The sequence below is a fragment of the Marinomonas piezotolerans genome (assembly GCF_003362755.1).
Taxonomy (GTDB): Bacteria; Pseudomonadota; Gammaproteobacteria; order Pseudomonadales; family Marinomonadaceae; genus Marinomonas; species Marinomonas piezotolerans.
Map to the genome: position 1 here is coordinate 106,464 of NZ_QKRA01000004.1, position 25,993 is coordinate 132,456.

20 protein-coding genes are annotated in these 25,993 nt (G+C 45.9%); 12 read left to right on the forward strand and 8 right to left on the reverse strand.

The genetic code is table 11. From position 1 onward, the window contains the following. Window positions 1-107: 107 nt before the first annotated feature. The gene (ppk1, locus tag DN730_RS10730; protein ID WP_115468141.1) at window positions 108-2,363 is read left to right on the forward strand and encodes a polyphosphate kinase 1; all 2,256 of its coding nucleotides are present in this window, start codon (window positions 108-110) and stop codon (window positions 2,361-2,363) included. Between the two features lie 67 nt (window positions 2,364-2,430). On the opposite strand, the gene DN730_RS10735 is transcribed toward ppk1, so the two are convergent. Both DN730_RS10735 and rho read right to left on the reverse strand, forming a co-directional pair. Then, a complete protein-coding gene (locus DN730_RS10735; RefSeq protein ID WP_115468142.1) occupies window positions 2,431-3,147 on the reverse strand; it encodes an NAD(P)H-flavin reductase in 717 nt (238 codons plus the stop codon). Window positions 3,148-3,273: 126 nt separating this feature from the next. Beyond that, on the reverse strand, window positions 3,274-4,539 hold the full coding sequence (gene rho / locus DN730_RS10740; protein ID WP_211313872.1) for a transcription termination factor Rho: 1,266 nt from the start codon (window positions 4,537-4,539) through the stop codon (window positions 3,274-3,276). Window positions 4,540-4,998: 459 nt separating this feature from the next. On the opposite strand from rho, the gene ppx reads away from it, so the two are divergent. After that, the gene (ppx, locus tag DN730_RS10745; protein WP_115468144.1) at window positions 4,999-6,519 is read left to right on the forward strand and encodes an exopolyphosphatase; all 1,521 of its coding nucleotides are present in this window, start codon (window positions 4,999-5,001) and stop codon (window positions 6,517-6,519) included. Window positions 6,520-6,527: 8 nt separating this feature from the next. Here ppx and DN730_RS10750 read toward each other — a convergent pair whose 3' ends face one another. After that, the gene (locus tag DN730_RS10750) at window positions 6,528-6,947 is read right to left on the reverse strand and encodes a CBS domain-containing protein (protein ID WP_115468145.1); all 420 of its coding nucleotides are present in this window, start codon (window positions 6,945-6,947) and stop codon (window positions 6,528-6,530) included. A 503-nt stretch (window positions 6,948-7,450) separates the two neighbouring features. On the opposite strand from DN730_RS10750, the gene mqo reads away from it, so the two are divergent. Next, window positions 7,451-8,929 (forward strand): malate dehydrogenase (quinone), encoded by a 1,479-nt coding sequence (mqo, locus tag DN730_RS10755; protein WP_115468277.1) that lies wholly within the window; start codon window positions 7,451-7,453, stop codon window positions 8,927-8,929. A 76-nt stretch (window positions 8,930-9,005) separates the two neighbouring features. Further along, entirely contained in the window at window positions 9,006-9,272 is a 267-nt protein-coding gene (locus tag DN730_RS10760) for a YfcL family protein (protein ID WP_115468146.1), read from the forward strand. 20 nt (window positions 9,273-9,292) lie between these two features. On the opposite strand, the gene DN730_RS10765 is transcribed toward DN730_RS10760, so the two are convergent. Beyond that, window positions 9,293-10,204 (reverse strand): LysO family transporter, encoded by a 912-nt coding sequence (locus tag DN730_RS10765; RefSeq protein WP_115468147.1) that lies wholly within the window; start codon window positions 10,202-10,204, stop codon window positions 9,293-9,295. Between the two features lie 180 nt (window positions 10,205-10,384). On the opposite strand from DN730_RS10765, the gene DN730_RS10770 reads away from it, so the two are divergent. Then, window positions 10,385-11,767 (forward strand): MATE family efflux transporter, encoded by a 1,383-nt coding sequence (locus DN730_RS10770; protein WP_245957942.1) that lies wholly within the window; start codon window positions 10,385-10,387, stop codon window positions 11,765-11,767. Between the two features lie 645 nt (window positions 11,768-12,412). Here the strand turns inward: DN730_RS10770 and DN730_RS10780 are convergent. Beyond that, window positions 12,413-13,891, reverse strand: a complete 1,479-nt coding sequence (locus tag DN730_RS10780) for a cobyric acid synthase (protein WP_115468149.1) — start codon at window positions 13,889-13,891, stop codon at window positions 12,413-12,415. Window positions 13,892-13,979: 88 nt separating this feature from the next. Here DN730_RS10780 and cbiB point away from each other — a divergent pair, with 88 nt between their 5' ends. The 7 genes from cbiB to DN730_RS10815 all read left to right on the forward strand — a co-directional run bounded on the left by cbiB (window position 13,980) and on the right by DN730_RS10815 (window position 18,530). After that, on the forward strand, window positions 13,980-14,918 hold the full coding sequence (gene cbiB, locus DN730_RS10785; protein WP_115468150.1) for an adenosylcobinamide-phosphate synthase CbiB: 939 nt from the start codon (window positions 13,980-13,982) through the stop codon (window positions 14,916-14,918). Continuing rightward, on the forward strand, window positions 14,888-15,946 hold the full coding sequence (locus tag DN730_RS10790) for an aminotransferase class I/II-fold pyridoxal phosphate-dependent enzyme (protein ID WP_245957943.1): 1,059 nt from the start codon (window positions 14,888-14,890) through the stop codon (window positions 15,944-15,946). Before cbiB ends, DN730_RS10790 begins: the two co-directional genes overlap by 31 nt. Further along, window positions 15,943-16,470 carry a bifunctional adenosylcobinamide kinase/adenosylcobinamide-phosphate guanylyltransferase gene (cobU, locus tag DN730_RS10795; protein WP_115468151.1) on the forward strand — a complete coding sequence of 176 codons (528 nt, stop codon included), beginning with the start codon at window positions 15,943-15,945 and terminating at the stop codon, window positions 16,468-16,470. The genes DN730_RS10790 and cobU overlap by 4 nt, the downstream gene beginning before the upstream one ends. A 150-nt stretch (window positions 16,471-16,620) precedes the next feature. Then, window positions 16,621-17,118, forward strand: a complete 498-nt coding sequence (gene gpt / locus DN730_RS10800; protein ID WP_115468152.1) for a xanthine phosphoribosyltransferase — start codon at window positions 16,621-16,623, stop codon at window positions 17,116-17,118. A gap of 188 nt (window positions 17,119-17,306) precedes the next feature. Then, on the forward strand, window positions 17,307-17,711 hold the full coding sequence (locus DN730_RS10805; protein ID WP_115468153.1) for a DUF2914 domain-containing protein: 405 nt from the start codon (window positions 17,307-17,309) through the stop codon (window positions 17,709-17,711). 35 nt (window positions 17,712-17,746) lie between these two features. Further along, window positions 17,747-18,079, forward strand: coding sequence for a DUF1904 family protein (locus tag DN730_RS10810; RefSeq protein WP_115468154.1), 333 nt, complete (start codon window positions 17,747-17,749; stop codon window positions 18,077-18,079). 223 nt (window positions 18,080-18,302) lie between these two features. Next, window positions 18,303-18,530 carry a type II toxin-antitoxin system Phd/YefM family antitoxin gene (locus tag DN730_RS10815; RefSeq protein ID WP_115468155.1) on the forward strand — a complete coding sequence of 76 codons (228 nt, stop codon included), beginning with the start codon at window positions 18,303-18,305 and terminating at the stop codon, window positions 18,528-18,530. Here the strand turns inward: DN730_RS10815 and DN730_RS10820 are convergent. The 3 genes from DN730_RS10820 to astD form a co-directional block, all read right to left on the reverse strand. Beyond that, window positions 18,525-22,835 (reverse strand): NACHT domain-containing protein, encoded by a 4,311-nt coding sequence (locus tag DN730_RS10820; RefSeq protein WP_115468156.1) that lies wholly within the window; start codon window positions 22,833-22,835, stop codon window positions 18,525-18,527. The genes DN730_RS10815 and DN730_RS10820 overlap by 6 nt on opposite strands. Before the next feature lie 309 nt (window positions 22,836-23,144). Continuing rightward, window positions 23,145-24,494: an N-succinylarginine dihydrolase gene (gene astB, locus DN730_RS10825; RefSeq protein ID WP_115468157.1), complete on the reverse strand. Its 1,350-nt coding sequence runs from the start codon at window positions 24,492-24,494 to the stop codon at window positions 23,145-23,147. 26 nt (window positions 24,495-24,520) lie between these two features. Further along, window positions 24,521-25,993 carry a succinylglutamate-semialdehyde dehydrogenase gene (gene astD / locus DN730_RS10830; RefSeq protein WP_115468158.1) on the reverse strand — a complete coding sequence of 491 codons (1,473 nt, stop codon included), beginning with the start codon at window positions 25,991-25,993 and terminating at the stop codon, window positions 24,521-24,523.

The window sequence follows — 25,993 nt, forward strand, 5'->3', positions numbered from 1 at the left end:
GTGACCTATTTGCTACGTTAGTGTAATTTTTAAACGCTGGCCCTATTTTAGTATTTTGGGTCAGCACCTACTATCATGATGGCACGGAATTGGAGCTGGCGAACACTATGTCTGAACAGCCTGTAAATGAAAGAGAAGTAATTAAGTCGACGGTTGAGCAGGGTGCTAAACCTGCTGACGTTGATGTGAACAAAGAGATTTCCGATGCTGCCGAAGAGTTAATTCTAGAGCCCATCCCGGAGCAGCCGATCGACCCAAGCCGTCTCGCGATTGAAGAGCGTTTACCCGAAGACATTGATATCAATGACCCTGAGCTTTATTTTAACCGTGAGCTGAGTCACCTCCAATTCAATGCCCGTGTGCTTGAGCAAGCCATGGATGAGAACCATCCAGTGTTAAATCGGTTAATGTTCTTGTGCATTTTTAGCTCAAATATGGATGAGTTCTTTGAAATTCGGGTAGCGGGCCTAAAAAGTCAAATTGAATATGGTCGAGAGAAAAACGGCCCAGATGGCATGCACCCTAAAAAAGTGCTGAAGCTGATTAGCGATCATGCGCACAAGTTGGTAAGGCGTCAGTATCGTATTCTGAACGATATTATTTTCCCAAAACTGGCAGAAGAGAATATTCGATTCATTCGTCGCTCTGTATGGAGTGATAAGCAAGCAGCATGGGTAAGACGTTATTTTCGAGACAATGTGCTGCCGATTATCAGCCCAATAGGGTTAGATCCTGCGCACCCATTTCCACGCCTTGCTAACAAAACGTTTAACTTTGTGGTTGAGCTGGAAGGGCGAGACGCCTTTGGTCGAGAAAATGGGCTTGCGATTGTTCCTGCGCCAAGTTCGCTGCCTCGTCTTGTTAAGCTCCCAGATGATGTCTGTGAAGGGGGCGATAATATGGTGTTTTTGTCGTCCATTATTCATGCTCATGCCGATCAATTATTCCCTGGAATGACGGTGAAAGGCTGTTTTCAATTCCGTTTGACGCGTAATGCTGATCTTGAAGTTGACTCAGATGATATCGGTTTAGACTTGGCTGGAGCGCTTAGAACCGAGCTACAAAGCCGCCATTATGGTAGTTCGGTACGTTTGGAAATTGCGGATAACTGCCCAGTACATATTGTTGACTCATTGCTAGCTCAGTTTGATTTAGGTAATGATGATTTGTATCGCATTGATGGTCCTGTGAATTTAAGCCGTTTGTTAGCCGTGCTTGAGTTGGTAGATCGACCAGATCTTATGTACGCACCGTTTTCACCTGGTTTACCTAACAAGTTGGCCAAATCGGGCGGAATTTTTGAGGCGATTCGTCAACGAGATTATTTGTTGATGCATCCTTTTGAAAGCTTTTCGCCGGTAGTGGATATGCTCAGCGAAGCAGCAAAAGACCCAAACGTAGTGGCTATTCGTCAAACGCTATATCGTACGGGGGCACGCTCTCCTATCGCCAATGCCTTAGTCGAGGCGGCGCGTAATGGTAAGGAAGTGACCGTCGTCATTGAGCTGCGTGCTCGCTTTGATGAGGCAGAAAACTTAGCGTTGGCGAGTCGATTGCAAGATGCGGGTGCCATCGTGGTTTATGGGGTTGTGCGTCATAAAACCCATGCCAAAATGATTTTAATTGTACGACGTGAAGGTGCATCGTTGAATCGCTATGTCCATTTGGGAACGGGGAATTATCATGCGGGTAATGCTCGTATGTATACGGACTATGGTTTTTTAACTTGTGACAAAGATATCGGTGACGATGTGCATCGGGTATTTCAGCAATTGACAGGGATGAGTAAAGAGCTGAAAGTGAAAAAGCTACTGCATGCGCCGTTCACTTTACGTGATCGCTTGTTGGAGATGATTGCTAAAGAAGCAGAGAATGCTGCGAATGGAGAGCCTGCGCGCATCATTATCAAGGTCAATTCATTGACTGAGCAGCGACTTGTGCAGGCTTTGTATAAAGCCTCTCAGGCGGGTGTCAAAATTGATCTAATCGTACGCGGAATTTGTACTTTGCGCCCTGGTATCAAGGGAATCTCTTCCAATATTCGTGTGCGCAGTGTTATTGGACGGTTCCTTGAGCATACGCGCGTTTATTATTTTTATAACAATCGCTCTCCGCTTGTGTACTTATCCAGTGCCGATGGTATGGATCGTAACTTGAATAACCGAATCGAAGTGGCGTTCCCAATTCAAGATTTCAAACTGGCACGTCGAGTGAAGCGCGAGCTTGAATACTACTTGCATGACAACACACAAAGCTGGATTTTGCAGAGCGATGGCTCTTATCAGTTATCGAAGCCGCGAAAAGGTGAGTACCGCAGCGCTCAACGCGTACTTTTGAATGATTTAGCAGATAATGCTCGCTAATAATATCTAGCGACGAACAACAAAAAGCCCGTATGGATCGCAACCATACGGGCTTTTTTGGATGGTGTTACTTGCTTGGTCGTGGAGCGTAAGCAAATACATCAGAGTGGCAGTTTCGCTCTTGGATACCGCGGGCTTCTAGTTGGTCCAGAGTGCCATATACCATGCCCACTGAGCCGCTAATAAAGGCGTGGCTATGAGTAAGATCAAGGTGGTCTTCTAAAATCGCGCTGTATAGCCAGCCTGTGCGACCTTGCCAGTTTTGATCCCCTTCGTTCAAGACGACATGGACGTGGAAATTGTCTGGCGCCTGGTGGGTGCCTATCCAGTCCATAATGAAAGTATCCGCAGACGTACGAAGACCCCAATAGAAATATACTGGGCCTTCATGATTTTTATGTATAAGGTCATCGTAGATACTTTTCATTTGTGCGAACCCAGTACCGCCGGCAATCAAGAGTAGTGGCGCGGTCGTGTCACTTGGTATCGCATTAATGTTGGCATCGCCTCCAGGGATGGCCACACTCACCGTGTCTTGGGATTGTAAGTGGTTCATTACTTTTGCGGCCAATGACGTCTCTTCGGTCACCAATATATACAGCGTCAAAGAAGGCAGTTCATGCGGAGCGCTGCCAATTGAGTAAGGGACTTTTTCGCCGCTAGGTAGGGCGATCATTAGATACTGTCCGGCAATGAAGGTGGTGCCCTCAAGCTCGAGTTCTACTTTGTAAACTGTATTGTTGAGTGATTCAATGTGAGCCACCTTTGCGTTGACGTTTTTCACCTCATGGACTCCGTATGTTCTTACTTGGTGGTGTGTAGTAGTACGATGTTGGGGCAATTTAGTATAAAAAAAGCCACTATCACAAAGTTGTGCGAAGTGGCTTTTTTAAAGAACAAAGGAATTGTTCTATTTATTTTTGCCTTTCATGGATTCGAAGAAGTCATCATTGGTTTTGGTGACTTTAAGGCGGTCAATTAAGAACTCGGTAGCAGAGATATCTTCCATAGGATTCAATAGCTTACGCAAAATCCACATGCGTTGCAGTTCGTCCTCTGTCGTCAATAAGTCTTCACGACGTGTGCCAGAACGACGGATGTTGATCGCTGGGAAGGTGCGTTTTTCTGCAATCTTCCGATCTAGGTGTAGTTCTGAGTTACCTGTGCCTTTAAATTCTTCGAAGATAACTTCGTCCATTTTAGAGCCAGTATCGACCAATGCTGTCGCAATAATGGTAAGGCTACCGCCTTCCTCTATATTACGTGCTGCACCAAAGAAACGCTTCGGACGCTCTAATGCATTTGCATCGACACCACCGGTCAATACTTTGCCGGAAGAAGGAATGACCGTGTTATAAGCACGTGCTAAACGAGTAATCGAGTCCAGCAAAATGACCACGTCTTTTTTGTGTTCAACGAGGCGCTTGGCTTTTTCAATCACCATTTCAGCAACCTGCACATGACGGCTTGGTGGTTCGTCAAACGTCGAAGCGACTACTTCGCCGCGAACTGTGCGGGACATTTCTGTTACTTCTTCAGGGCGCTCATCGATCAGCAGAACGATCATATGGCAATCAGGACTGTTGCGTGTAATGGCATTCGCAATGTTTTGCAGCATGAAGGTTTTACCCGCTTTTGGCGGAGAAACGATCAAAGCACGCTGGCCTTTACCCATTGGGGCAACCAAATCAATGATACGTGATGTCAGATCTTCTGTTGATCCGTTGCCTGCTTCCATAACCAAACGGTCATCGGGAAATAGAGGTGTGAGGTTCTCAAATAGTATTTTGTTTCGCACACTGTCAGGCTTATCAAAGTTAATCTCGTTAACTTTTAGTAGTGCGAAGTATCGCTCACCATCCTTTGGTGGGCGGATCTTGCCAGCAATGGTATCGCCTGTACGTAAATTAAAGCGGCGTATCTGGCTAGGTGATACATAGATATCGTCAGGGCCTGCTAAATATGAGCTGTCCGGAGATCTCAAGAAGCCAAAGCCATCTTGTAAAATCTCTAGAATGCCATCGCCATAGATATCTTCACCACTTTTAGCATGGCGCTTAAGGATCGCGAAGATAACGTCTTGTTTACGGGAGCGTGCAAGGTTATCTAACCCCATTTCCGCTGCGATATCTAATAATTCTGGTACTGATTTCTTTTTTAGTTCGGTAAGATTCATAAACGAGTTTGTATGTTGGCTCATATGAGGACAAATGACGGGATCATGGTGATGTAATTACACAGCTATAAATGATCAATGTCGGGAGTATTTAATATAAAATGTTGCTTTTCGACACTAAACACTCATCAGAAACAAAAGTCTTGATGTACGTTCTAATTGCATAACATGCGTAAGTCGAAACAGCGTGTAATTCCTGATTGGGGTCTTTTGAAAATTGATCTCTGTAAATCATCAATATCCAGTAGACTGACTTACTATAGTGCGACTAATTGCCAAGGTCTATAGTTTTAAAGTCTAAATACTGTGTTTTTTGCTAATTTTTTGACCGCTTTTGGTAAATGTCGCCTTTAATGGTCGTTATTTTGATTATCAACTGTCATGAAATTGCCCATGACACCCGAGGTTAAACCAGTTAATCTTCGCCAATACATTGAACTTTTATAAAGGCGTTGATGGATGCAATCACTTTTAGTGCAGCAATCGCATGATTTTCCGTTTGAAAAAATTGCAGCGATTGATCTCGGTTCTAACAGCTTTCATATGGTCGTTGCGCAAGTAGCTCATGGTCAGCTGCGCATCATTGGACAATACGGTGAAAAGGTTCAGTTGGCAGCAGGGTTACAAGATGATGGGATGTTGGATGATGAATCCCAAAAGCGAGGGCTAGATTGTATCGCCCAGTTCGCACAGGTGATTGATGATCTTCCTCCAGGATCTGTGAGAGTGGTTGGAACCAATGCTTTGCGTGCGGCGAAGAATCGTTATGATTTTATTTCCAAAGCCATGGATGTTATCAGCCATCCTGTAGAGATTATCGCAGGCCGTGAAGAGGCCCGTCTGATTTATGTGGGTGTCGCGCGTACCATGGATCATGGTGACCAAAAACGTATTGTTGTTGATATTGGTGGCGGGTCGACAGAATTTATAATTGGCCAGCAGCTTGAGCCCATATTGACGGAAAGCTTGCATATGGGCTGTGTTAGTTATCGAAAGCGCTTTTTCCCCGATGGAGTGATTACCAAATCCAACTTTCAAAAAGCGGTCACCGCAGCGCGCCTAGAGCTATTAAGTATTCAGGATGATTACTTAGATGAAGGATGGGATATTTCCATTGGCTCATCCGGCACGATTAAAGCGGTTTATAATATTGCTGTAGAAAATGGTTGGAGCAAAAAAGGTATTACGCCGAAAGTGCTCAAACAATTACAGAAATTATTATTTGATGCAGGGCATGCGGACAATATAGAGATACTTGGCCTGAAACCCGAACGTAAAACAACCATCGCGGCTGGCTTGGCTATTTTGACGGCGGTGTTCGAATGTTTTGGCATTAAGCAAATGGACTTTTCTGTTGGTGCCTTACGTGAGGGGGTGTTGTTCGACATAATGGGGCGATACGCGGATACTGATATTCGTGAGCGTACTGTGAACTATATGCTGAACCAATATCATATCGATATGGAACAAGCCAAGCTTGTAACTCACACTTCATTATCTATGTTGGCTCAAGTGAGAGACGATTGGCAGCTAGATTCCGTTTCAAATGAAGACATTTTGCGCTGGGCAAGCCTGTTACACGAATGTGGTTTAGGCATTTCTCACAGCCGCTACCATAAGCACGGTGCTTACATTATCAGTGAATCGGATATGCCAGGGTTCTCCCAGCAGGAGCAGCAAGCATTAGCAAGCTTGGTGTTACGTCATCGTCGTAAGTTTACACAATCCCTCGACTTCCGCTTTACGAAAAGTGATCAGCAAGATCTTGATCGATTGGCAATCCTATTGCGTTTAGCGATTATGCTTCATATTGATCGTAAAGAAGGTGACATGCCGATCTTTTCACTGAAAGCGTCGGATAAGTCGTTGCACGCTGAGTTTTTACCAGGGTGGTTAGATGGTCGTCCGCTAACGCACGCGAATTTGCAACGTGAAGCAGATTATTTAAGTGCGTCAGGGTATGTATTTACCTTTAACTAGGTATTATCTTAACTGGCTTCGGGATCAGCAAACTTGGCGTGAGCGATCAGGTCACGCCAAGTGATAATGCCGATCAGCTGATTTTGATCATCAATGACAGGGACACATGAAATGCCGGTTTTAAGCATCCAATTGACGACGTCTCTGATATCTGTATCCGCTTTTACAGTGATGGGTTGACGGGTCATGATTTGATGTGCGGCCCGATTTAACGTATCCGTATCGCGTGGTTGTTCATTTACTTTGCCAATAAATGGACTGACCAAACGCAACAGATCGCGATCTGAGATAATCCCTGCTAAGGTTCCGTGATCGACCACAGGCAAGTGATGAAAACCATGGCTGTGCATTAAAACCTGCACATCAGGAAGCCGCGTATCCATATCAACAGTGATTACATCTCGGGTCATGATATCAATCGCTTTCATCTCATGCCTCACATTGGCACGTACCGTGCCCACAAGTTTTTTATCTAATGGTTTTATAAATATCGGCTATTTCAGCCGTTTATAAAGCTCTGAAGTGTATGAAATTGTGAATTTCGTCGCTAGCCTAGGATACATAAGCTTTTAATGATGAGATTGCCTTACAAAAGAGCGGCGTTTTGCGGCTTTTATTTGCATTTTTTGACCTAAATTCCCGCGAAACTTATACCATCGTCTCAAGACATTTTTGCTAAAATCCGTATACTTAACGGCATACTTGCTCAGAATCCACGTAATGGTGCCCATTTTGAATGATGAGGTGTGATAATTGCTGTGAGTGGCGTTCTGAGGGGGAGTGGTATCGAAGTGCAATTATCTTCATCTGGATAGCATAGCTTCCGTTTTTGTAGGGTATTTTTCCTATTTAAGTGAGCTTCATGGCCAAGAGCCTTCCTTTCGATAGCATTCTCAAACCACCACCACTGGCTATGAAACGGCGAAATCATATGACCTCTAAGAATGTAGACGTACTTTTAGTAGGGGGCGGTGCAATGAGCACTACCCTCGGAATGTTGCTTAAAGAGCTTGATCCATCTATTTCTATCACGATGGTAGAGCGCCTAGAGAAAATCGCTCAAGAGAGTACTGACGGTTGGAACAATGCTGGTACAGGTCATGCGGCCTACTGTGAATTAAACTACACCTCTGAAAATGAGGATGGCACAACCAATATTGATAAAGCAGTCAATATTAATGCTGCGTTTGAGGTGAGCTTACAGTTTTGGTCCTATCTTGTTGAGAAGGGGTTATTGCCAGAACCCAAACAGTTTATTAATCGAGTACCACATCAGAGCTTTGTGTGGGGAGAGCGTAATGTAAAAATGCTTAAATCCCGTTATGAAGCGATGAGTGCACACCCTGCCTTCCGCGAAATGCAATTCACTGATGACAAAGATACGTTGACGGAGTGGATGCCTTTGGTGATGAATAATCGCCGCGGCAATGAGCCATTGGCTGCGACACGTATTGAGCACGGCTCCGATGTGAACTTTGGTGCAATCGCTCGTAACATGGCGGACTACTTATCTAAGCAGGACGGCTTCACAACGGAACTGGGCGCAGACGTCAAAGATTTAGAGCAACAATCTGATGGATCATGGAAGGTAACAATTTCACAAAACGGTCAACGCCGTGACGTTCATGCGAAATTTGTGTTCCTAGGCGCGGGTGGTGGTGCGTTACCACTCTTACAACAGGCTGGCATTAAAGAAGGTAAGGGATATGGTGGTTTCCCTGTCAGTGGTCAGTGGCTTGTATGTGAGAAACCTGAGCTGGTAGAGCAACATTTTGCGAAAGTCTATGGTGCAGCGCCGATTGGTGCGCCGCCTATGTCCGTACCGCATTTGGATACTCGAATTATTGATGGCAAGAAAGCCATCTTATTTGGTCCATTCGCTGGCTTTACCACGAAGTTCTTAAAGCAAGGATCTATCCTAGATCTTATAAAAAGTGTGCGAACCGACAACTTGGCGCCAATGCTAAGCGTCGGTAAGAATAATATGGACTTGACCAAGTATTTAATCAGTGAAGTGCGTCAGTCTCATAAAGACCGTTGTGACTCTCTGCGTAATTTCTTCCCGGATGCGCAGGACAAAGATTGGACGTTAGCGTACGCAGGGCAGCGTGTTCAAATTATTAAGAAAGATGCTCAGGGCGGTGGAAAACTAGAATTTGGTACCGAAGCCATTGTCGCTGAAGACGGCACCATCGCCGCATTGCTTGGCGCTTCACCTGGCGCATCGACGACGGTCGATACGATGATTAAAATTCTTGAGAGTTGTTTTGCTGATCGTATTGCATCCTCTGAATGGCAAACCAAGATGAAAGAAATGGTGCCTTCATACGGGCAGTCATTGGTCGAGAATACCGACTTATTGCTTGAAGTGCGTGCTCGCACACTTGATACACTAAAGCTGAAGCCCTAAGCTTCGCTAGGTTTTAATGCAAAGCCGACCCCGTGAAAGCGTGGTCGGCTTTCTTTTATAGGATTAGAGGTAATTTATGACCACCTACGCAGAACGCGCAGATGCATTGTGCGAGACATTACGCGAGCTTGAGCATCAGGCGAATGATGGCGATCAGTTGTTCTTTTGCGCCTATTTGTTAGGGCTATTAGGGCTACATAGCGCGGCAGAAGAAGAGGGAGAAGTCCCTTTTGATCAATATTTTGAAGCGACGTTAAAAGAGACATTGGTTGCAGAAAACGTATCGGACCAAGATCAGCACGCGATTTTGGATCTATGGAAACAAGTGCAAGCAAATCATTAAAAGTAATATTAATCTGGCGCCTACATCCCCATAAAGAGCGGTATTAAAATTGGGACTAAAAAGCTCATGATGAACCCGCTAGCAATACAAACAGGGACGATATCTGGACCATGAACTTTGCCAAGAAGTGGCAGTGTGAAGTCCATTGCGGTCGCCCCAGAATAGCCAACGGATAAGTGGCTATTGATGCGAGCTAACATGGGTATAAGCGTTAGCGCCATGATTTCGCGGCCTAGGTCCAGCAAAAACGCCGTGGTGCCAAGTACCGGATCGCCTAGACCTGTAATTAAGATGCCAGATAAGCTATACCATCCAAAGCCAGATACGACGGCAAGGCTTTTGTTCCAATCTAAACCTAGCAAACTGCCCGCGATTAACCCTGCCAGCAATGTTGTGCTAACTGTGGTGATCGCGATAGCGACTCCGTGGGTATTCAGGAAGAGTTTGCGCAATCGAAAGTTACCTTGCCGTAGTTGGCAACCAACTAAGAACAATAGCAGGTATAGCAACCATGTGACGGGCTCATCAACGCTGGGAATCCAGCTTTTTAGACTCCAGCCTGCCATAACACCAGCAAGTACCCAAGCGAGCGTTTTTCCTGCATCAAGTAAAGCATTATGAGTGGATTGGCTATTGTCCACATGTTCGCTTGTGCTGGCTTTAGCGTGGAAAACTCGACCGCTTATCCACAATGCGCCTAATGGAATGACGCTGACCATCAAAAACAGAACAAACGCTTGATAGCCTGCAATAGCAATTTTTGCCGCTAAATTGTCTAGTGCGCCGATGCTATAACCAATCAGACCGAGTATGACGTACGTTAATTGGCTCAAGCCAACCGCAACCCGTTGGGGAGTGAAGGTTTTGATGTCGATCCAATACCCAGCCAACATAGCGGCAAGTAACGGTCCGAGAGTAGAGAGTATGGTCATGGTAATGTTAGCTGTATCATTTTTTGAGCGCGTATTATCAGGAGATCATACGTTTGGCGCAATCGCTGTACTTAAAAAGCGCAAATTCTTCTTAATTTAAGGACGCTTTGATGCAAATTTGACCGCTTGGTGATAGATTCGCCGCTTGCTAATTTGGCTTAATTTGACGTTGGTTGTCCCATGTTTTCGGTTTTTGCAAAACGCTTCCCTACTATGAGTGAGATTTTACACTTACTCTTTCCTATGATTTTGACGATGACTTTGGAGTTGTCGATCAGCGTCGTCGATACGGTGATGTTGGGGCATTATGATCCGCTACACCTTGCAGCGGTCGGTTTAGCGTCAAGTTTATGGGGCCCTGTCGCGTGTTTTATGATTGGTGTTACCTTTGGCTTAACGCCCTTGGTCACGCGACATTTGCACGGTCGCCGACGCAGCCAAGTGAATATATACATGTCTCAAGCGCTGGGGCTTTCGCTGATCTTGGGTGTGATTGGTGCGGTAATGAGTATCACTCTATTACCCTATGCCGCTCGTTTGATGGCGACGGAAGTCGAAACTCAGCGAGTGGCTTCTGAGTACTTATATATCTTTTCGCCTACGTTTATGGCGCTGACCTTAATGACCTCCTATAAAAATGTATTTGAAGCAGCGGGCAAACCTAGAGTGCCTCTGCTGGTCGCGACATTGAGCCTGATCTTAAATGTGATCTTCAACTACGTCTTTATCTATGGTGCATTTGGCTTTCCTGAACTAGGAGCGGCTGGTGCCGCCATTGCGTCAGTCGCAGCAGTGTACTTATCTTTGTTGGTGTTTATTTTTTATGACTTACGCATCAATCAGGATACGTTGTTCTCCAAGATTCACTGGCGCTATGTCCGCCGATTTGGCATTTTATTCAGTATTGGCATGCCTGCTGGCTTCGCGTTTTCCTTTGAAATTGGTTTGTTCTCGTCCCTCACTTGGTTGATCTCTTCGTTTGGCGATTTAGCGCTTGGGGCAGGGCAAGTCGTGATGTCTTACTCAACCATTTTGTTTACGCCTTTGATGGCTATGAGTGCTGTGACGGCGATTATTGTTGCCAAAGCAATGGCCACTAAAGGGGTGGAGGAAGTGCGGCGGCGGGTACGTATGATTCTCGGCTTAGGGGTTGGTTATGTCACTATCTGCTTTGTACTAACCCAGACGTTTCGTGTTGAGATTCCATTACTATTTTCCAATAGTGCTGAAGTTGCGGCGTTGGCATCGGCTATTTTAGTGATTACTTCAATTTACCAGTTCCCGGATATGGTGCAGACCGTCTTTACGGGGGCTTTGCGTGGCTTCCGCGATACGCGAACGGCAATGGTCGCGATGGGGGCCTCTTTATTTGGTCTGAGTATTCCGCTTGGTTATTGGTTGTCTCATGTGAGTCCTTGGGCTGACACTCTGACGATTCGTGGCTTTTATATTGGCTTAGGATGTGGCTTGCTGTTGTTAGCGAGTGTGTTGTTTTGGCGCTATCGTAGGACGTTAGTAAGGTTCCGGAATCGTCGTTTGCCTCATCCTGAAGAGGTCGCATAGCCTGTTGATTTTAAGCCCGCGTCTATCTATTCCAAGTCCATTCTACGCTCCACGCGCAAGCGCTAGAGTACGCTGCAAATGAACGTTGGAATGCCGCTAGCAGATTTTCCGTTGCTCTATTCCAAGTCCATTTTCCGCTCCACGCGCAAGCGCTAGAGTGCGCTGCAAATGGACGTTGGAATGCCGCTAGCTCAAGTCCATTCTACGCTCCACGCGCAAGCGCTAGAGTGCGCTGCAAATGGACGTTGGAATGCCGCTAGGAGGCTCTTTTGTAGCCTATTTCGTCAGTGTCTCATGCGTTTGCTGAGTGCTGACGCGTCGAAGCATGAGACAATGGCGCAAACGAAGGAAATTGCATGAGATGCGAGGTGATGAGCTTTAAATCAGCATCGGGGTTCCGCTAGCAGATTTTCCGTTGCTTTATTTCAAGTCCATTCTACGCTCCACGCGCAAGCACTAGAGTGCGCTGCAAATGGACGTTGGAATGCCGCTAGCAGGTTCTTTTGTTGTTTCCTTTTAGCCTATTTCGTTAGTGTCTCATGCGTTTGCTGAGTGCTGACGCGTCGAAGCATGTGACAATGGCGCAAGCGAAGGAAATTGCATGAGATGCGAGGTGATGAGCTTTAAATCAGAACCGGGGTTCCGCTAGCTAGATCTAAATCTGCGGCATTGTTCGATGAGTGCATCAATATCCATGTGTTCTTCACAGCTTGCGGCTAAACGAGCAACTTCTTTCTCACGGAAGGCTTCGTAGTCAAACTCTGTAATATCTTTCGCCCCCGCCCATTTTAGTAGGGCGTTGAGTGTATTTTGGTCGTCAAATAATCCATGTAGGTAGGTGCCTATGATTTGATGATCGGGCGACAGGTATCCTTCAGGCGTTCCGTCTTCAAGGATGGCAAAAGGTGTGACGTCGATCTGAAATTCAGAGAGGCCGCTGTGTATTTCGTAGCCTTTGATGGAGGCGTTGGAGAAGTCAGGTAAGTGTCCCATTCGTTGTTTTAGTTGCTTGCCGTCTTTAAGCTCGGTCTGCATCGGGATTAAGCCCAGCCCAAAGCAAGTGCTAGGTTGTGGGTTTTCTAACGCGAGTGGGTCGCTCAGGTGCTGTCCCAGCATTTGAAAACCTCCGCAGATACCAAGCAGTTTACCGCCGTAGCGTAGGTGTCGGTTTAGGTAATCGCTCCAGCCTTGGTCCTGTAAAAATGCCAAATCGCTTTGGACACTCTTACTCCCTGGTAAAATGACTAAGTCCGCAGGTGGGATGGCTTCGTTTTTGCGCACTAACGTGACTTGGACATTGGGATGATGTCTTAAAGCGTCCCAGTCGGTGTGGTTACTGGTTCGTGGTAGTACTGGTATGACGACGTTTAACAGCGGTATGTCGGACGCTTTGACGGGGCTATGTGCGACAGCGTCTTCCGCTTCTAAGTGAAACCCCATTAGGTAAGGTAGAACCCCTAGTACGGGTTTTCCTGTGCGCTCTTCCAGCCAGTCGAGACCAGACTGAAGCAGCGATATATCGCCTCGAAAACGGTTGATAACAAATCCAATTACTCGGTCTTGCTCGCTTTCAGAAAGTAATTCTAGAGTGCCGACCAAATGCGCAAAGACGCCGCCTTTGTCTATGTCTGCAATGATGATGACAGGGCAGTCGATGCTTTCAGCGAATCCCATGTTGGCGATATCGCGCGAACGTAGGTTGATTTCTGCTGGGCTGCCGGCACCTTCAATCACGACGCTTTCGTAGCAGGACGCAAGGCGTTCGTACGACTCTAACGCCGCGCGTTTGGCAATGTTCTTGTACTCATGGTAGCCGACGGCATCCATATTGCCGATTGATAGCCCTTGTATGATGACTTGGGCACCGGTGTCGGTATTGGGTTTGAGTAAGATCGGGTTCATGTCCACATCAAGTTCGACGCCAGCGGCATAGGCTTGCACTGCTTGAGCGCGGCCAATTTCTTTACCATCGGGGGTGACGGCGCTGTTGAGCGCCATGTTTTGTGGCTTAAAAGGGGCGACAGATATTCCGCGCTCTTTGAATAAGCGGCAAAGGGCTGTGACTAACGTGCTTTTACCCGCATCAGAAGTAGTCCCCTGCACCATAAGATTAAAAAAACGCATGTGGAATGTCCGATAGTTTCATTACAATGGAGCACAATTCTAGCGTAATTACGCTTTTTGTTAATTGAATCTTGTTGTGGACAACCTGATGGAATTTCTTCTCGGTTATTTGTCGAGTACCGCGTTCGCTTTGATTGCAGCATTAGCGCTGGATCGCTTGTTTGGTGAGCCTAGCCGATGGCACCCATTAGTGGGGTTCGGTAAATGGGCCAGTTATTGTCGCCGACTATTGCAGTTGCCGACAGAAGTAAAAGCGTGCCATCAGCGGCTAAATGGTGTGCTCGCGTGGGGGCTAGCGGTGATTCCCTTTTTGATAGGGTTGAGTCTTTTGCTTTGGCTTCTTCCTAGTTGGATGGAGTTTATTGTCGGGACGCTCGTTTTGTATGGGGCGATTGGTTGGCAAAGTCTGCGTCAGCATAGTTTGGCGATTGCCGAGCCATTGCGTCATGGTTGGTTAGATGAGGCGCGTGAGGCAGTTGGCCGTATTGTCAGTCGTGATACCGATTCGCTGACAGAGCCTGAGATCGCCAAGGCGGGGATCGAGTCGGTGTTAGAAAATGGTAGCGATGCTATTTTTGCACCGATTTTTTGGTTTGTTGTGTTGGGGCCTGTTGGTGCTTTGTTGTATCGCTTATCGAATACGTTGGATGCGATGTGGGGTTATAAAACAGAGTCTTTGTTGCATTTTGGCTGGTGTGCCGCACGAGTCGATGATGTACTGAATTTTATTCCTGCTCGTTTGGTAGTGCTGACGTATGCGGTTTGTGGCAACTTTGACTGTGCAATGCGCTGTGCACGACGCCAAGGGCGAGGATGGAAAAGCCCTAATGCTGGCCCAGTAATGGCGGCTGGCGCTGGAGCATTGACGGTCAGATTAGGTGGTACGGCACAGTATTTTGGTGAGGCACAACGGCGCCCAACACTCGGAGAAGGTGCTGCCCCCACAGTAGAGCATTTAGATCGGTCGGTTGGGTTAATCGACAAAGGTGTGTTTGTATGGGCGGTTTTAATATGCATTTTGATATAGCACCACCGCCACACGGTGGTGATTTGGAAACGTGGCAGCGTCAGTTTAATGAGGCCATGCATTGGTTAGATTTATCGTCAGCATGCAACAGAGAACCGTGGCCGATTCCTGCATTAGACCCGAGGCTGTGGTACGAGCTACCCGATCAGGTACGTTTATATCAAGCTGCTCAAGAGTTCTTTGGTGTCTCTCCTATCGCGGTAGGCGCTGGGACTCAGCAGCTGATTGAAGTATTGCCGCCACTCTTTGAGTCGCAGGGGGTAGGCAAAACCGTCATGGTGCCGCTGGTCGGGTATCAAGAGCACGGTTTCTGTTGGCAGAAGTGGGGTTATACCTTGCATCATTATGAGTCAGTTTCCGAGCTACTTGAGCGAGATTGGGATGTCGCAGTGGTGATTCACCCTAACAATCCTACCGGGGAGCTGGTGAGCGAAGCGTTAAAGCAAGCGTTGCAACATCGGCTGTCACTGAGTCCATCTCGTCGCCTGATTGTGGATGAGGCGTTTATGGATGCGTCACCTGAGTCAAGTTGGTTACGTGGAACGCTGCCTGAACAATGCGTCGTACTTCGATCCGTTGGTAAGTTCTTTGGCTTAGCAGGAGCGCGAGTGGGGTTTGCGTTCGGGGCGGAATCTTTGCGTACTCCGTTGCGCGCTTTATGTGGCCCTTGGCCAGTCGCTACACCTGCTTTAGAGCTGGTGGCGCGGGCGTTAGAAGATCGTGCATGGCAGGTGGAGGCATCTGCCTCCATTGAAGAGCGTAATGCCTATTTTGCAGCGCATATAGTCCCTAAACTGAATACATTGTTTGACTCACAAGAGCGTTCAAACACGGCCTTGTTTTCTACGTGGCGAACGACTCCAGAGCAAGCAAAAAAAGCATTCGAGGCATTACATGGCGTCGGAATTCATATTCGCTTAGGGCAAGGTTGGGTAAGAGTTTCGCTACCCGCGGGACATGAAATGAACCGTTTGAATCAGGCGTTGGTCAAATTATTGCAAGGCCATCAGTTAAAGGAGCTAGGATGAGGCATCTTGTTTTAGGTGGTGTGCGTAGCGGCAAAAGTACGTTTGCAGAACGTTGGATAACGGAACAGTCTGAGGCCGTAACTTACATTGCCACGTCGCAGATTTGGGACGAAGGGATGGCAAAGCGAGTGGAGAAACACAAAGCGTATCGTCCTGATCATTGGCGGGTTATCGAGGAGCCTATGACCCTCGCTAAGACATTATTAGCGGTTCAAGAACAATCACCCAAGTCAGGGGTAATCGTTGAATGTTGTTCGCTTTGGTTGACGAATCTATTGTGCCAAGAGGATGAGGTTCAGAAACAGGCGGAGATTGAAGCGTTTGTAACAGCTGTTGATCAGTTTAAGAGCCCTTTAATAATGGTGAGTGCTGAGGTCGGGCTTGGTATTTTACCTATGAACGAATTGGCGCGACACTACACTGATGAAATTGGCGTATTGAACCAACGTTTAGCAACGCTTTGTGAACATGTGACGTTTGTTGCGGCGGGGTTACCCATGGCGTTAAAAAAGCCAAAAAGCTAAAGTGTTTGATGTTAGTTCAGGGTTATTTCGGTTTTTTATATGGAAAAACTTTAACCGATTGGTCTAAAATGCGCGGCTTAATGATCTGGCTAACGTGCTCATCCTAGGAAGGGCGACGGATTTATAGAGTGAAACGCTTAGGAGCAAACGATGAATCCCTATTCAAAAGATTTCCCTGTGTCTTGGCAAGAGCTGCATCGTGATGCGCGAGCTTTGTCTTGGCGTTTGTTAGAGCAAGGCCCATGGAAAGGCATTATTGCGATTACTCGAGGTGGTTTAGTGCCAGCCGCTATTTTATGTCGGGAAATGGATATTCGCTTGATCGATACCATTTGTGTAGTGAGTTACGACTCAGCAGAACAGGGCGGTACTGCTAATCAGCAGGGTGATTTGCGTATCTTAAAAGGTGTTGAAGGGGATGGAGAAGGCTATATCCTAATTGACGATTTGGTCGACACCGGTAAGACGGCTCGGGAAATTCGTAAGTTGTTGCCTAAAGCGCACTTTGCAACCGTTTATGCGAAACCAGCGGGTAAGCCCTTAGTGGATACATTTATAACAGAAGTTAGCCAAGATACTTGGATTCGGTTTCCATGGGATATGGAATACACCTTCTCCACGCCATTGGCGGATCGACACAAAGGTTAATAAGTGTAAAAGCCTTTGAGTTTAGCGTGTTAGGTTGTTTAAATTGCGAGACTGGTTCAGCGGTTGCAATTTTACACATAAAAAAACACCTCGTGATGCGAATTTTGAGCTAGTTTAATTACAAGATGTGTGCCTTCTGTCATCATTTGAGAGAAGGCTTTTTATTCAAAATACAAATAGGAATAACTATGCGCATATCTCTGATTCGCTCGATGCTTTTAGTGGTGGCTTTATTTGGTATGTCGATCGCTTCAGCGGCAGGCACAGTAGCCAGAGCTCAGTTTGCATCCGATGTGGTAGATCGAGAGCCGATAGATAATATCGGTGATGTCGTTAAAGTTGAGTATGGAGAAATTCAACGCGTTTATTTCTTTACCGACTTACGTGATATGGCGGGTAGCCAAGTTGTGCACCGCTGGAAATTAGATGGCGAAGTGCAAGCCGAAATACCGTTTGATATCCGAGGGGATCGTTGGCGTGTTTGGTCAAGCAAACGGTTGATGCCTGGGTTCGATGGCATGTGGACGGTGGACATTGTCAAAGATAACGAAGTCGTCGACAGTTACTCGTTTGATTATGTCGATGAGTGGTAAGATATAAGCCGAATGCAGCTTTAAGGTGATAAGACATGCCCCATATACGAGTGCGCGGCTTGCCGTTGGAAGATCTAGAATCGGTTTCAGATCTATTAGTTGAAACCTTAGCGGAGTTAACCGACACGCCGAACTCCCATTTTACACTTGAATACCAAGCATCGACGTTCTTTGCTGTGGGCGGCGCTTCGCCTGCTTACCCTTTTATCGAAATTTTATGGTTTGATCGTGGTGCGGCCATCAAAGCGAAGGTGGCCCAAGCGGTGGATGACTTATTTAGACCGTTGATCGAGCCAGGGCAAGATATAACGACACTGTTTACAGACATAAACAAAGCCGATTATTTTGAAAACGGTGCACACTTTTAGCGGATAACGCACGATCGAATGTAGATTAAAAGCCTTTTGGATAGACAACCAAAAGGCTTTTTTATTGGCTGTGACTCAAGCGAATCATGGTCAAGGTCGATTATATACTTCGCTTTGCGCGATAGAAGTCGCTTAGCATAGTGCCCATGTTGTCTAAGCCAAACATTGACTGTCCAATGAGTTATTGCGTACAAATATAAGTACTTACTTGAAGGAGTATATTATGGATACGTTAAGCTATTCAGCCTTTAGAACTAACCTTGCCAGTACACTCGATAAAGTGAACGACGATCATAAGCCCGTTCTCATTACTCGTCAGGGCGGTAAACCGGCAGTACTGATTAGTTTGGAAGATTTCCAAGCGTATGAAGAAACAGCTTATTTGATGGCAAGTCCCAAAAACGCCTCTCGTTTAAACGAAGCCATTGCCGAAGTGGAGAGTAACTCATGAATCACTAAACCGCTCCCTTTCCAGCAAATCAATAACGATTATTTCTAACTCATGAATTCTAGGATAGTTTTCAGCAATACTCAGCCAATGGGTTTTAAGCGCTCCTGAAAGCTCGCTCAAGTTGACTAACCTATCGTCAATACGCCATCGCTTTATTGGCTCTACATCCTGCGCAACTAATAAGAAGACACCACACCCAGCACCTTCCTGTCGAAGATAATCGCCCGCGAGCTGATTTCTTAATCGCTCTTTTAATTTAGGGCCTGTCCATGATTTATCCAGCAGCTTTAGCTCAACAGGAACGGGAGATTGTACATTTGTATTATGAAGCCAAATATCCATGCGCTGGCCATTTGCAAGTTCAGACTCTTGAGCCGTTGTGTACTGTCCGTGGCTGTTCTGGTTGAGCCAGCCAGCAATCAGAGTGCGCATTTCTGTTTCGCCCTCGGTTCTTTTCCAAGTCCGCCATGGGCTGTCATTACCGCGCTCTAACCAGTTTTTTAAATCGTTTAGTCGATTAACCGTATGATTAAAAAGTTGGCGATGGGTCGCAGGTGTTACTGTCCGATTTTTATCAAACTGACAAAACTGATCTACCGTCCAGAGCTCTAAATCACCATCTACCATCGCCCTTTTATAGGCTTGTTGAACCATCCATTTTCGATACTCAGGCTCGGGGTGTTCTTCAATCAGTTGTTTGATAGCTGCATAACTAGCAAAACCAGTCATATTACATAGAAGTGAAAACAGTGTGCTCCGAGCACTTTGTGCATCATCTCTCAACTCTGGAGTATATATTCCGCCGTCGGCACGGTTTATATCATCTTTGGACGGAATATATTTATGCATGAGGACATAGAGCTTTTTCAGGTGCTCTGGTGTCTTGAAGTAACCTATGTTAGGCACACTAAATGATCTATGACTTTCACCAACAAGAGCGGTAACAAAAATCTGAGCCGCTCGACTGACTAGCTCATGATCAATCCCTTCTAACCATTGTTCAAGCTGAGGAATGCCATTAACTGGATCACTATCAACCAAAAGAGCAAACCAGCAAGCAACACTATCTAAATCGTTACTTTTATCTATTTCTTGTTTTGCAATACTTGCCAAGCGATTAGGGTCACTCTTCCCAGAAATTAGAAGGTGTATACAATCTCTTCGATTCTCCGGATTTAGTTTGTTTGGGTTGGCCTCCAACCACTCCAAAAGGGAAGTTGCTATATCTTCATGTAACCAAGGAGCACTGAATACAAGGGAGTCCAATACACGGTAATGCAAATCTAGTTCTGCGTTTTCTAGCTCCCAAATAAGTTCTTGGGTAACCGCTTTTGTAACCAATGATGGGAATGTTCGGTACATGCTCTCAAACCAACTAGGAAAACCATTTATCTCCCACGTGATATAGCGCAACGCATGATGTACTTCTGGTTCACTTAAATGTTGAGGGAATTCAGGGAGTACAGCGGCCTCAATTTCCAAACCAGCCACTGCAAAAATCAAAGCCGAAGAAACTGAATTACTTCTTCTACCGCTTTCAGATTGAAGTGTAGGAGTATAAATTCTCCAATGATTCATCGCAGAGTCGCGATAAGCAAGTGCAACATCTTCACCAAAGTCCGAAATAAGAAACCTCCAATCAGAGCCCTCACTTCGATTTGTCTGTAAAGAACTTCCACTTATTTCATCCATCAACCAACAGTGTTCGTTAGTGATTTCTCCAGTGTTATTAGCTGTTATCAACCGATGAAAATTGGTTTTCAGATCCGCTATCCAAGCGTTACGAGATGCTTTTTCTTCCTCTTCCCTTAAACGATATTGATGCTCATACTCTTGCTGTTCTTGTTGATGCTTTACTTCCCATTCAGAAATTGGAGGATCAATCAAAGTATCTAACTTATTTGTCAAAATAGCACTATGCTCTACGCTTGCTTTTAGCTTCGATAGCATACCCGATGGTTTGTCGTGTCTGCTGTAAACACGAAAGGCAGTGCTAAGCGCAATAGATTGATCATTTTCTAATGCTCGATAACGTATAAATGAAAGCAGTCTTTGAAAACTCTCAACTGTTTCAAATGCCCAAAAATGACCTTTCCAAAAAATAGAAGAATCGGAGCTCAAAGGCTCGCTTTTCGAATCTGCTAGCTGCTTAGCTTTCTCCTGTTCGATACAACTCCAATAGAGCTGGTCATTCAACTCACTCCAATTTGGTATCAGTTCCGCTAAGTTACTTTCATAATCGTCATAGTGCCGTCCTCCCCAAGAACTGTATAGAGGTAGCATCATAAGAATGAATAAACTTTCATCGGAAAAGGAAAATGGATGTTTAAGGTCAACTAGACGCTCAACAGCATGAACAGCAATACTTAGAAGCCATGAATTAGCCTCAGATACTTTACATTCTCTCTTTTCAACGTATGGAGGAGTGTTTAAGTAAACAAGTAAACCAACAAGAAGCTCCTGATAAATAAGAGCATTTCCAACAATCGGCATTCGTTCGATGAATTGATGGAGTGATCGTCTCAATCTATTGGCTTCAAAGCGTTCATTAGGAGAAAATTGTAATCTGCCAAGGGAAAGGAGAACATTTTGAATATTCTCACTGGTTGGCTCAGTTTCATCAATTATCTCTCTCAGTAGTGAACGTGGGAGTTTGTCACCGCTTTGATTGAGACCTCGCCATAAAGATTGTATTTGTTCATCAGTACCGCAAGTCATGACCACCCGAGCAGAGGTGATTCGAGAATAAATTCCTCGAATCGGGTTAAGAGCTATTTCTAGCAAAGGAGCAACGCAGTCGGTCATTTTTCCTTGCCAAACCAATCGAGCAAGAAAGAAAATAGCATCATCATTTTCTTTGTGTTGATCGATAAGCTGTAAGGTATCGTTTGTCAGGGCAGCATCTGCAATTCTTGCAATTGCGCCATTATCTCTTCCAGCACCATTATTTTCATCGTCGATGATTCGACGAATAATATTCTTCAGAATAGTTTGTCTTTTGGGTAAAGAGAGCTTAGATGGATCACCGCCTTCAATAGCAATTTCAGGGGCAATACGTAAAACGGCATCTCTTATGCCATCATCCCACAAGATTAACCAAGGCAGGATAGGACGGAGTCTTGGCCTAATGATTGTCTCGCCATATTGTTCTCCAATAAATAAACGCTCTATAGACAAACGACTGTCGCCATTAGCTATCAGGTAAGCAAACCATTTGGCTGCGAGTATCTCCCTGATATCACGATGCCTAAATCGAACTGCTCCGTATATGACGTCGCTGAAAATACCTCGCTCCAAAAGGGCATTCACATCACTCGGATGCCAATCAGAAAGTACAGCTCTAGCATCTATTCCCAATTTGTCGGGTGAGGCGTCTGGAATATTAATATTTGATTGGCCGCTCATGACGACAGCGGCAGCCAAACGCTGCGCACCCTTATGGGCTTGCTCTAAATTTAACGGCTGACGTTGTGCCCTATCTATATTATGTTCATCACTCAATTGCTCATTTATACTGTGTTCTAGTAGATCTAGACGGCTACCAAGTTTTTTATCCTTTCTCCATTTGGATAAAATACTGTCTAAATCAAGAGGCCGTTGAGCCAAGCTCCAAATACTCGCTCTATCAATTTCCCTTAAGAGTTCATCAATGTCATTCACCGATCTTTTTTCACAGAAACAGCGAATTCTTTCCTCATCTAAAGGCCTCATGCCGAGTACAGTCAAAGCACTTTGAGGTTGAGTGGGATTATCTTCTGTACTGTCATCCTCATGTTTCTTTGCAGCTAAAAATAAATATCTATTCAGCAACTCTAGATCAGCTTCTGGTCGCCAAGAGTAAGGACGGCTGGAAACATAAAGATGCATTCTATGAGCACCTTTTTTGATGCCTTTAGAGAATTTCCTTAACGCAGATTCAAAAGCCCTCGGAGTTTCTAACCTTGCTTCATCGACCGAATCCAAAAAGAACCAAGCTTCTTCTGTCGATTCTAACCAACCATTAAACTCCCCCTCTGTTCCAACCTCAAAGGCGTCATAAAAATCTTGTTCGATATCTTCAATACGAATAAAAAAGGATGGCCTGCCTTGTTCCGATAAGGCTTTGGCTCTATTACGTAATTCCTCGGTCTTGCCAGCACCAGCTTCAGCTAAAATGACACAGCGATATTCACCTTCTAAATCAGCCCAAGTTTTTAGCGCTGAATGGCCTAAAGAAAAAAGCAATTGATTATTATCTAGATCTTCTTGGTCTTCTGAAATCATTGAAAATTGACGATCTAATGGAATGTACTTTTCTTTAGTCATAGATAATAAGTTCGCTTCATCAACAAAAAACAGAGGGAGACTATACAGTTACTAGGTTTAACAATAGCGCTAACACATTAAGGCTCCAAGCTGAATTTCTCTGCTTGAACATCAAGATAAGCAAAGCTATTGAAAACTAGTTTTTCAGTACAGAATAGGTTTCATCCGCTAGGCGATACCATCAGAGTAATAAGGTTGAGGTATGAAAATTCATTCAGCTATTAGAAGCGTTTTAGAATGAACTATATGGCTAGTGAGTAGAAAAAGGGGGGGAAATCCCCCAATTTTGCTCAACACTGATTTCAGTGATTAGGCTTTTTGAAAGTCGTACACGCTGCCAAGCTGTAGTATTTGGGTGAGTTCATCCAGTGCTTGGCGACTTTCTGTTAGTAAGTTTGGATCAGCTAAATCGGCTTCGATCAAGCGATCGCGGTAGTGCTTATCAATCCATGTATTGAGCGTTTCGAACAGTTGATCATTCATCAAGGTCGCAGGATTCACTGCGGCCAGTTCCTGCTCATTGAGGGCAACACGTAAACGCAGGCAAGCAGGGCCTCCGCCATTGCTCATGCTTTGTTTAAGGTCGAACACTTTCACGTGTTTAATGGGCGTTGTTTGGTTTACTAAGTCGTTCAGATAGGCCCAAACACGAGCATTATTCTCAACTTCCCCCGGTACAACTAAGGTCATTTCGCCATTTTTATGGGATAACAACTGACTATTGAAGAGGTACGACTGCACACAGTCTTCGACTGATACCGCCACTTCAGGAACTTCGACAAAGTAAAACGGAGTATGCTCATCGCCCCATGCCCGCAAAATATCTGCTTTCATTTGCTCGCGTTTGAGGAATGCTCGTTCATGGTAAAAATGTACGTTGCCATTGCCAACTGCGATCACGTCATTATGGAATACACCCGCATCAATGACATCGGGGTGTTGTTGCGCAAACACTGTTTTCTCAGGATCTAAACCATGATTCCGCGCCACGGCCTGAGACGCTTCTAAGGTATGTCGTGCCGGATAGTGTTGCGGTCTTGGCATTGCGGTGTTGAATGCGGACATGCCATACACAAAGAACTCAACACCTTGTTGCCCATAGTCTTTGCAGAAGCGCGTATGGTTGGCTGCCCCTTCGTCACCAAAGTGATCCACGCTGGGGAGCGTAGGGTGGTGAGCAAAGTATTGAGGGTTGTTAAATGTGGCTTTTAGCACTGCACTGGTGGTTTCGTGCTCTATGGACCGATGAAATTTATTAACAAGGTTGGCTGGGGTAAAGTGTACACGGCCATCTTTGCTATCGGCACTGGGTGACACGGTTGCGGCGTTCGCCGTCCACATGCAAGAAGCAGAGCTGACGGCAGCCAATAGTTTAGGGGCTTGTTGAGCGGCCTGAGCAAGCACTTGAGCATCGCTGCCGATGAAACCGAGTGATCGAAGAGTGGGGATATGAGGGCGCTCGTGGGGTGCTAATACCCCCTGTACAAATCCCATATCTGCTAGGGCTTTCATTTTTACCAAGCCTTGTTTGGCAGCGGCTTTGGGATTAGACGGGTGAGTTGAGTTCTGTTGGGAGGCAACATTACCAAACGACAAGCCGCTGTAGTTATGAGTGGGTCCAACTAGACCATCGAAATTCGCCTCAGTTGCGTAACTCATTGTTATCTCCTCAGTCATTATCGTGATTATAGCGTTACGCCATTGGGAAGCGTATCGGGTACTTTAAGTTCTTCGACTTCAATGCTAGCGACAGGGTACGCACAATAGTCTGCCGCATAGTATGCGCTTGCTCTGTGATTGCCACTGGCGCCCGTGCCTCCGAAGGGCGCTGAACTGGATGCGCCTGTCGTTTGGCGATTCCAATTGATGATGCCCGCTCGACTGTGTTGTAAGAACCATTCATATTCTTCGCGCTGATCAGATAGGATTCCTGCAGACAGGCCAAAACGAGTGTTGTTCGCAATATCCATTGCCTGATCAAGGCTGTTGTAACGAATCACCGTCAGTAATGGCCCAAAATATTCTTCATCTGGTAAGGTGTCGAGCACCTCGGTAGCGTCAAGGATACCGGGCGTAACAAAGCCTGTTTGACGATCACCTCGTGTCATTTCAACAATCGGTGTAGCGCCTAGCTTGACCAGCTTTTGGTAATTCTGAAGCAGACCGTCGGCAGCTTGGGCTGATACTACTGGTCCCATGAATGGAGCGGGCTCAGCGTCAAAACGATCAATGACCAATGAACGGGTTGCGTTGGCTAACTGCTCGATAATGTGGTCACCATGAGCGCCTTTTGGTATCAGTAATCGTCGTGCACAGGTGCAACGTTGACCAGCAGACAGGAACGCGGATTGAACGATTTCATGAATCACCGCGCGCGTATCTTGGGTGTGTTGTGAGACCAGCAGCGGGTTATTGCCGCCCATTTCTAAGGCAAGAATCTTACCCGGGTGCCCAGCGAAATTATCATGTAATAAATGGCCGACTTGAGGGCTGCCCGTAAAAAACAAACCGTCAATGCCATCATGGTTTGCTAACGCAATCCCTGTTTCACGTTGACCTTGAACAAGATTAAGGACCCCCGCAGGAATACCTGCTTGTTGCCATAATTGAATGATTAAATCCGACACGGCAGGGGCTAATTCGCTAGGTTTGAAGACAATCGTATTGCCAGCAATGAGCGCTGGGACGATATGACCATTGGGGAGGTGGCCAGGGAAGTTGTAGGGCCCAAATACGGCCACTACGCCATGAGGTCTATGGCGTAAAACGGCTTTGGCGCCGGGTAAATTGGAGGCCTTAGTGCCAGTACGCTCATGGTATGCCGTTTGTGAGATGGTGACTTTACCAATCATTGCGGCGACTTCTGTGCGGGTTTCCCAGATAGGTTTGCCTGTTTCGCGGCTGATTAATGTTGCGATGTCTTCGCTATGGTTTTTAACCAGTGCTGCGAACCGCTCAATAATCTCAATACGCTCTTCAATACGGCGATTGGCCCAATTTGGAAACGCTTCTCTTGCGGCAGCAACCGCTTCATTTACTTGAGTGGTGTTTGCTGCTTGAGCTTGCCAAACGATAGACGCGTCGGCAGGGTCAACAGAAGACATCGGTTCGCCCAGACCTTGGATCCATTGATTATTGATGAAATGTTGCTGTTTCAT

What these genes read in the sequence shown, in the direction of transcription:
- DN730_RS10765 (WP_115468147.1), bottom strand. Translation starts at nt 10,204, where the DNA reads ATGACCATACTCTCTACTCTCGGACCGTTACTTGCCGCTATGTTGGCT.
- rho (WP_211313872.1), bottom strand. Translation starts at nt 4,539, where the DNA reads ATGAATCTTACCGAACTAAAAAAGAAATCAGTACCAGAATTATTAGAT.
- DN730_RS10760 (WP_115468146.1), top strand. Translation starts at nt 9,006, where the DNA reads ATGACCACCTACGCAGAACGCGCAGATGCATTGTGCGAGACATTACGC.
- DN730_RS10805 (WP_115468153.1), top strand. Translation starts at nt 17,307, where the DNA reads ATGCGCATATCTCTGATTCGCTCGATGCTTTTAGTGGTGGCTTTATTT.
- ppk1 (WP_115468141.1), top strand. Translation starts at nt 108, where the DNA reads ATGTCTGAACAGCCTGTAAATGAAAGAGAAGTAATTAAGTCGACGGTT.
- DN730_RS10815 (WP_115468155.1), top strand. Translation starts at nt 18,303, where the DNA reads ATGGATACGTTAAGCTATTCAGCCTTTAGAACTAACCTTGCCAGTACA.
- cobU (WP_115468151.1), top strand. Translation starts at nt 15,943, where the DNA reads ATGAGGCATCTTGTTTTAGGTGGTGTGCGTAGCGGCAAAAGTACGTTT.
- cbiB (WP_115468150.1), top strand. Translation starts at nt 13,980, where the DNA reads ATGGAATTTCTTCTCGGTTATTTGTCGAGTACCGCGTTCGCTTTGATT.
- DN730_RS10820 (WP_115468156.1), bottom strand. Translation starts at nt 22,835, where the DNA reads ATGACTAAAGAAAAGTACATTCCATTAGATCGTCAATTTTCAATGATT.
- ppx (WP_115468144.1), top strand. Translation starts at nt 4,999, where the DNA reads ATGCAATCACTTTTAGTGCAGCAATCGCATGATTTTCCGTTTGAAAAA.
- DN730_RS10780 (WP_115468149.1), bottom strand. Translation starts at nt 13,891, where the DNA reads ATGCGTTTTTTTAATCTTATGGTGCAGGGGACTACTTCTGATGCGGGT.
- DN730_RS10790 (WP_245957943.1), top strand. Translation starts at nt 14,888, where the DNA reads ATGGGCGGTTTTAATATGCATTTTGATATAGCACCACCGCCACACGGT.
- astB (WP_115468157.1), bottom strand. Translation starts at nt 24,494, where the DNA reads ATGAGTTACGCAACTGAGGCGAATTTCGATGGTCTAGTTGGACCCACT.
- gpt (WP_115468152.1), top strand. Translation starts at nt 16,621, where the DNA reads ATGAATCCCTATTCAAAAGATTTCCCTGTGTCTTGGCAAGAGCTGCAT.
- mqo (WP_115468277.1), top strand. Translation starts at nt 7,451, where the DNA reads ATGACCTCTAAGAATGTAGACGTACTTTTAGTAGGGGGCGGTGCAATG.
- DN730_RS10750 (WP_115468145.1), bottom strand. Translation starts at nt 6,947, where the DNA reads ATGAAAGCGATTGATATCATGACCCGAGATGTAATCACTGTTGATATG.
- DN730_RS10770 (WP_245957942.1), top strand. Translation starts at nt 10,385, where the DNA reads ATGTTTTCGGTTTTTGCAAAACGCTTCCCTACTATGAGTGAGATTTTA.
- DN730_RS10810 (WP_115468154.1), top strand. Translation starts at nt 17,747, where the DNA reads ATGCCCCATATACGAGTGCGCGGCTTGCCGTTGGAAGATCTAGAATCG.
- astD (WP_115468158.1), bottom strand. Translation starts at nt 25,993, where the DNA reads ATGAAACAGCAACATTTCATCAATAATCAATGGATCCAAGGTCTGGGC.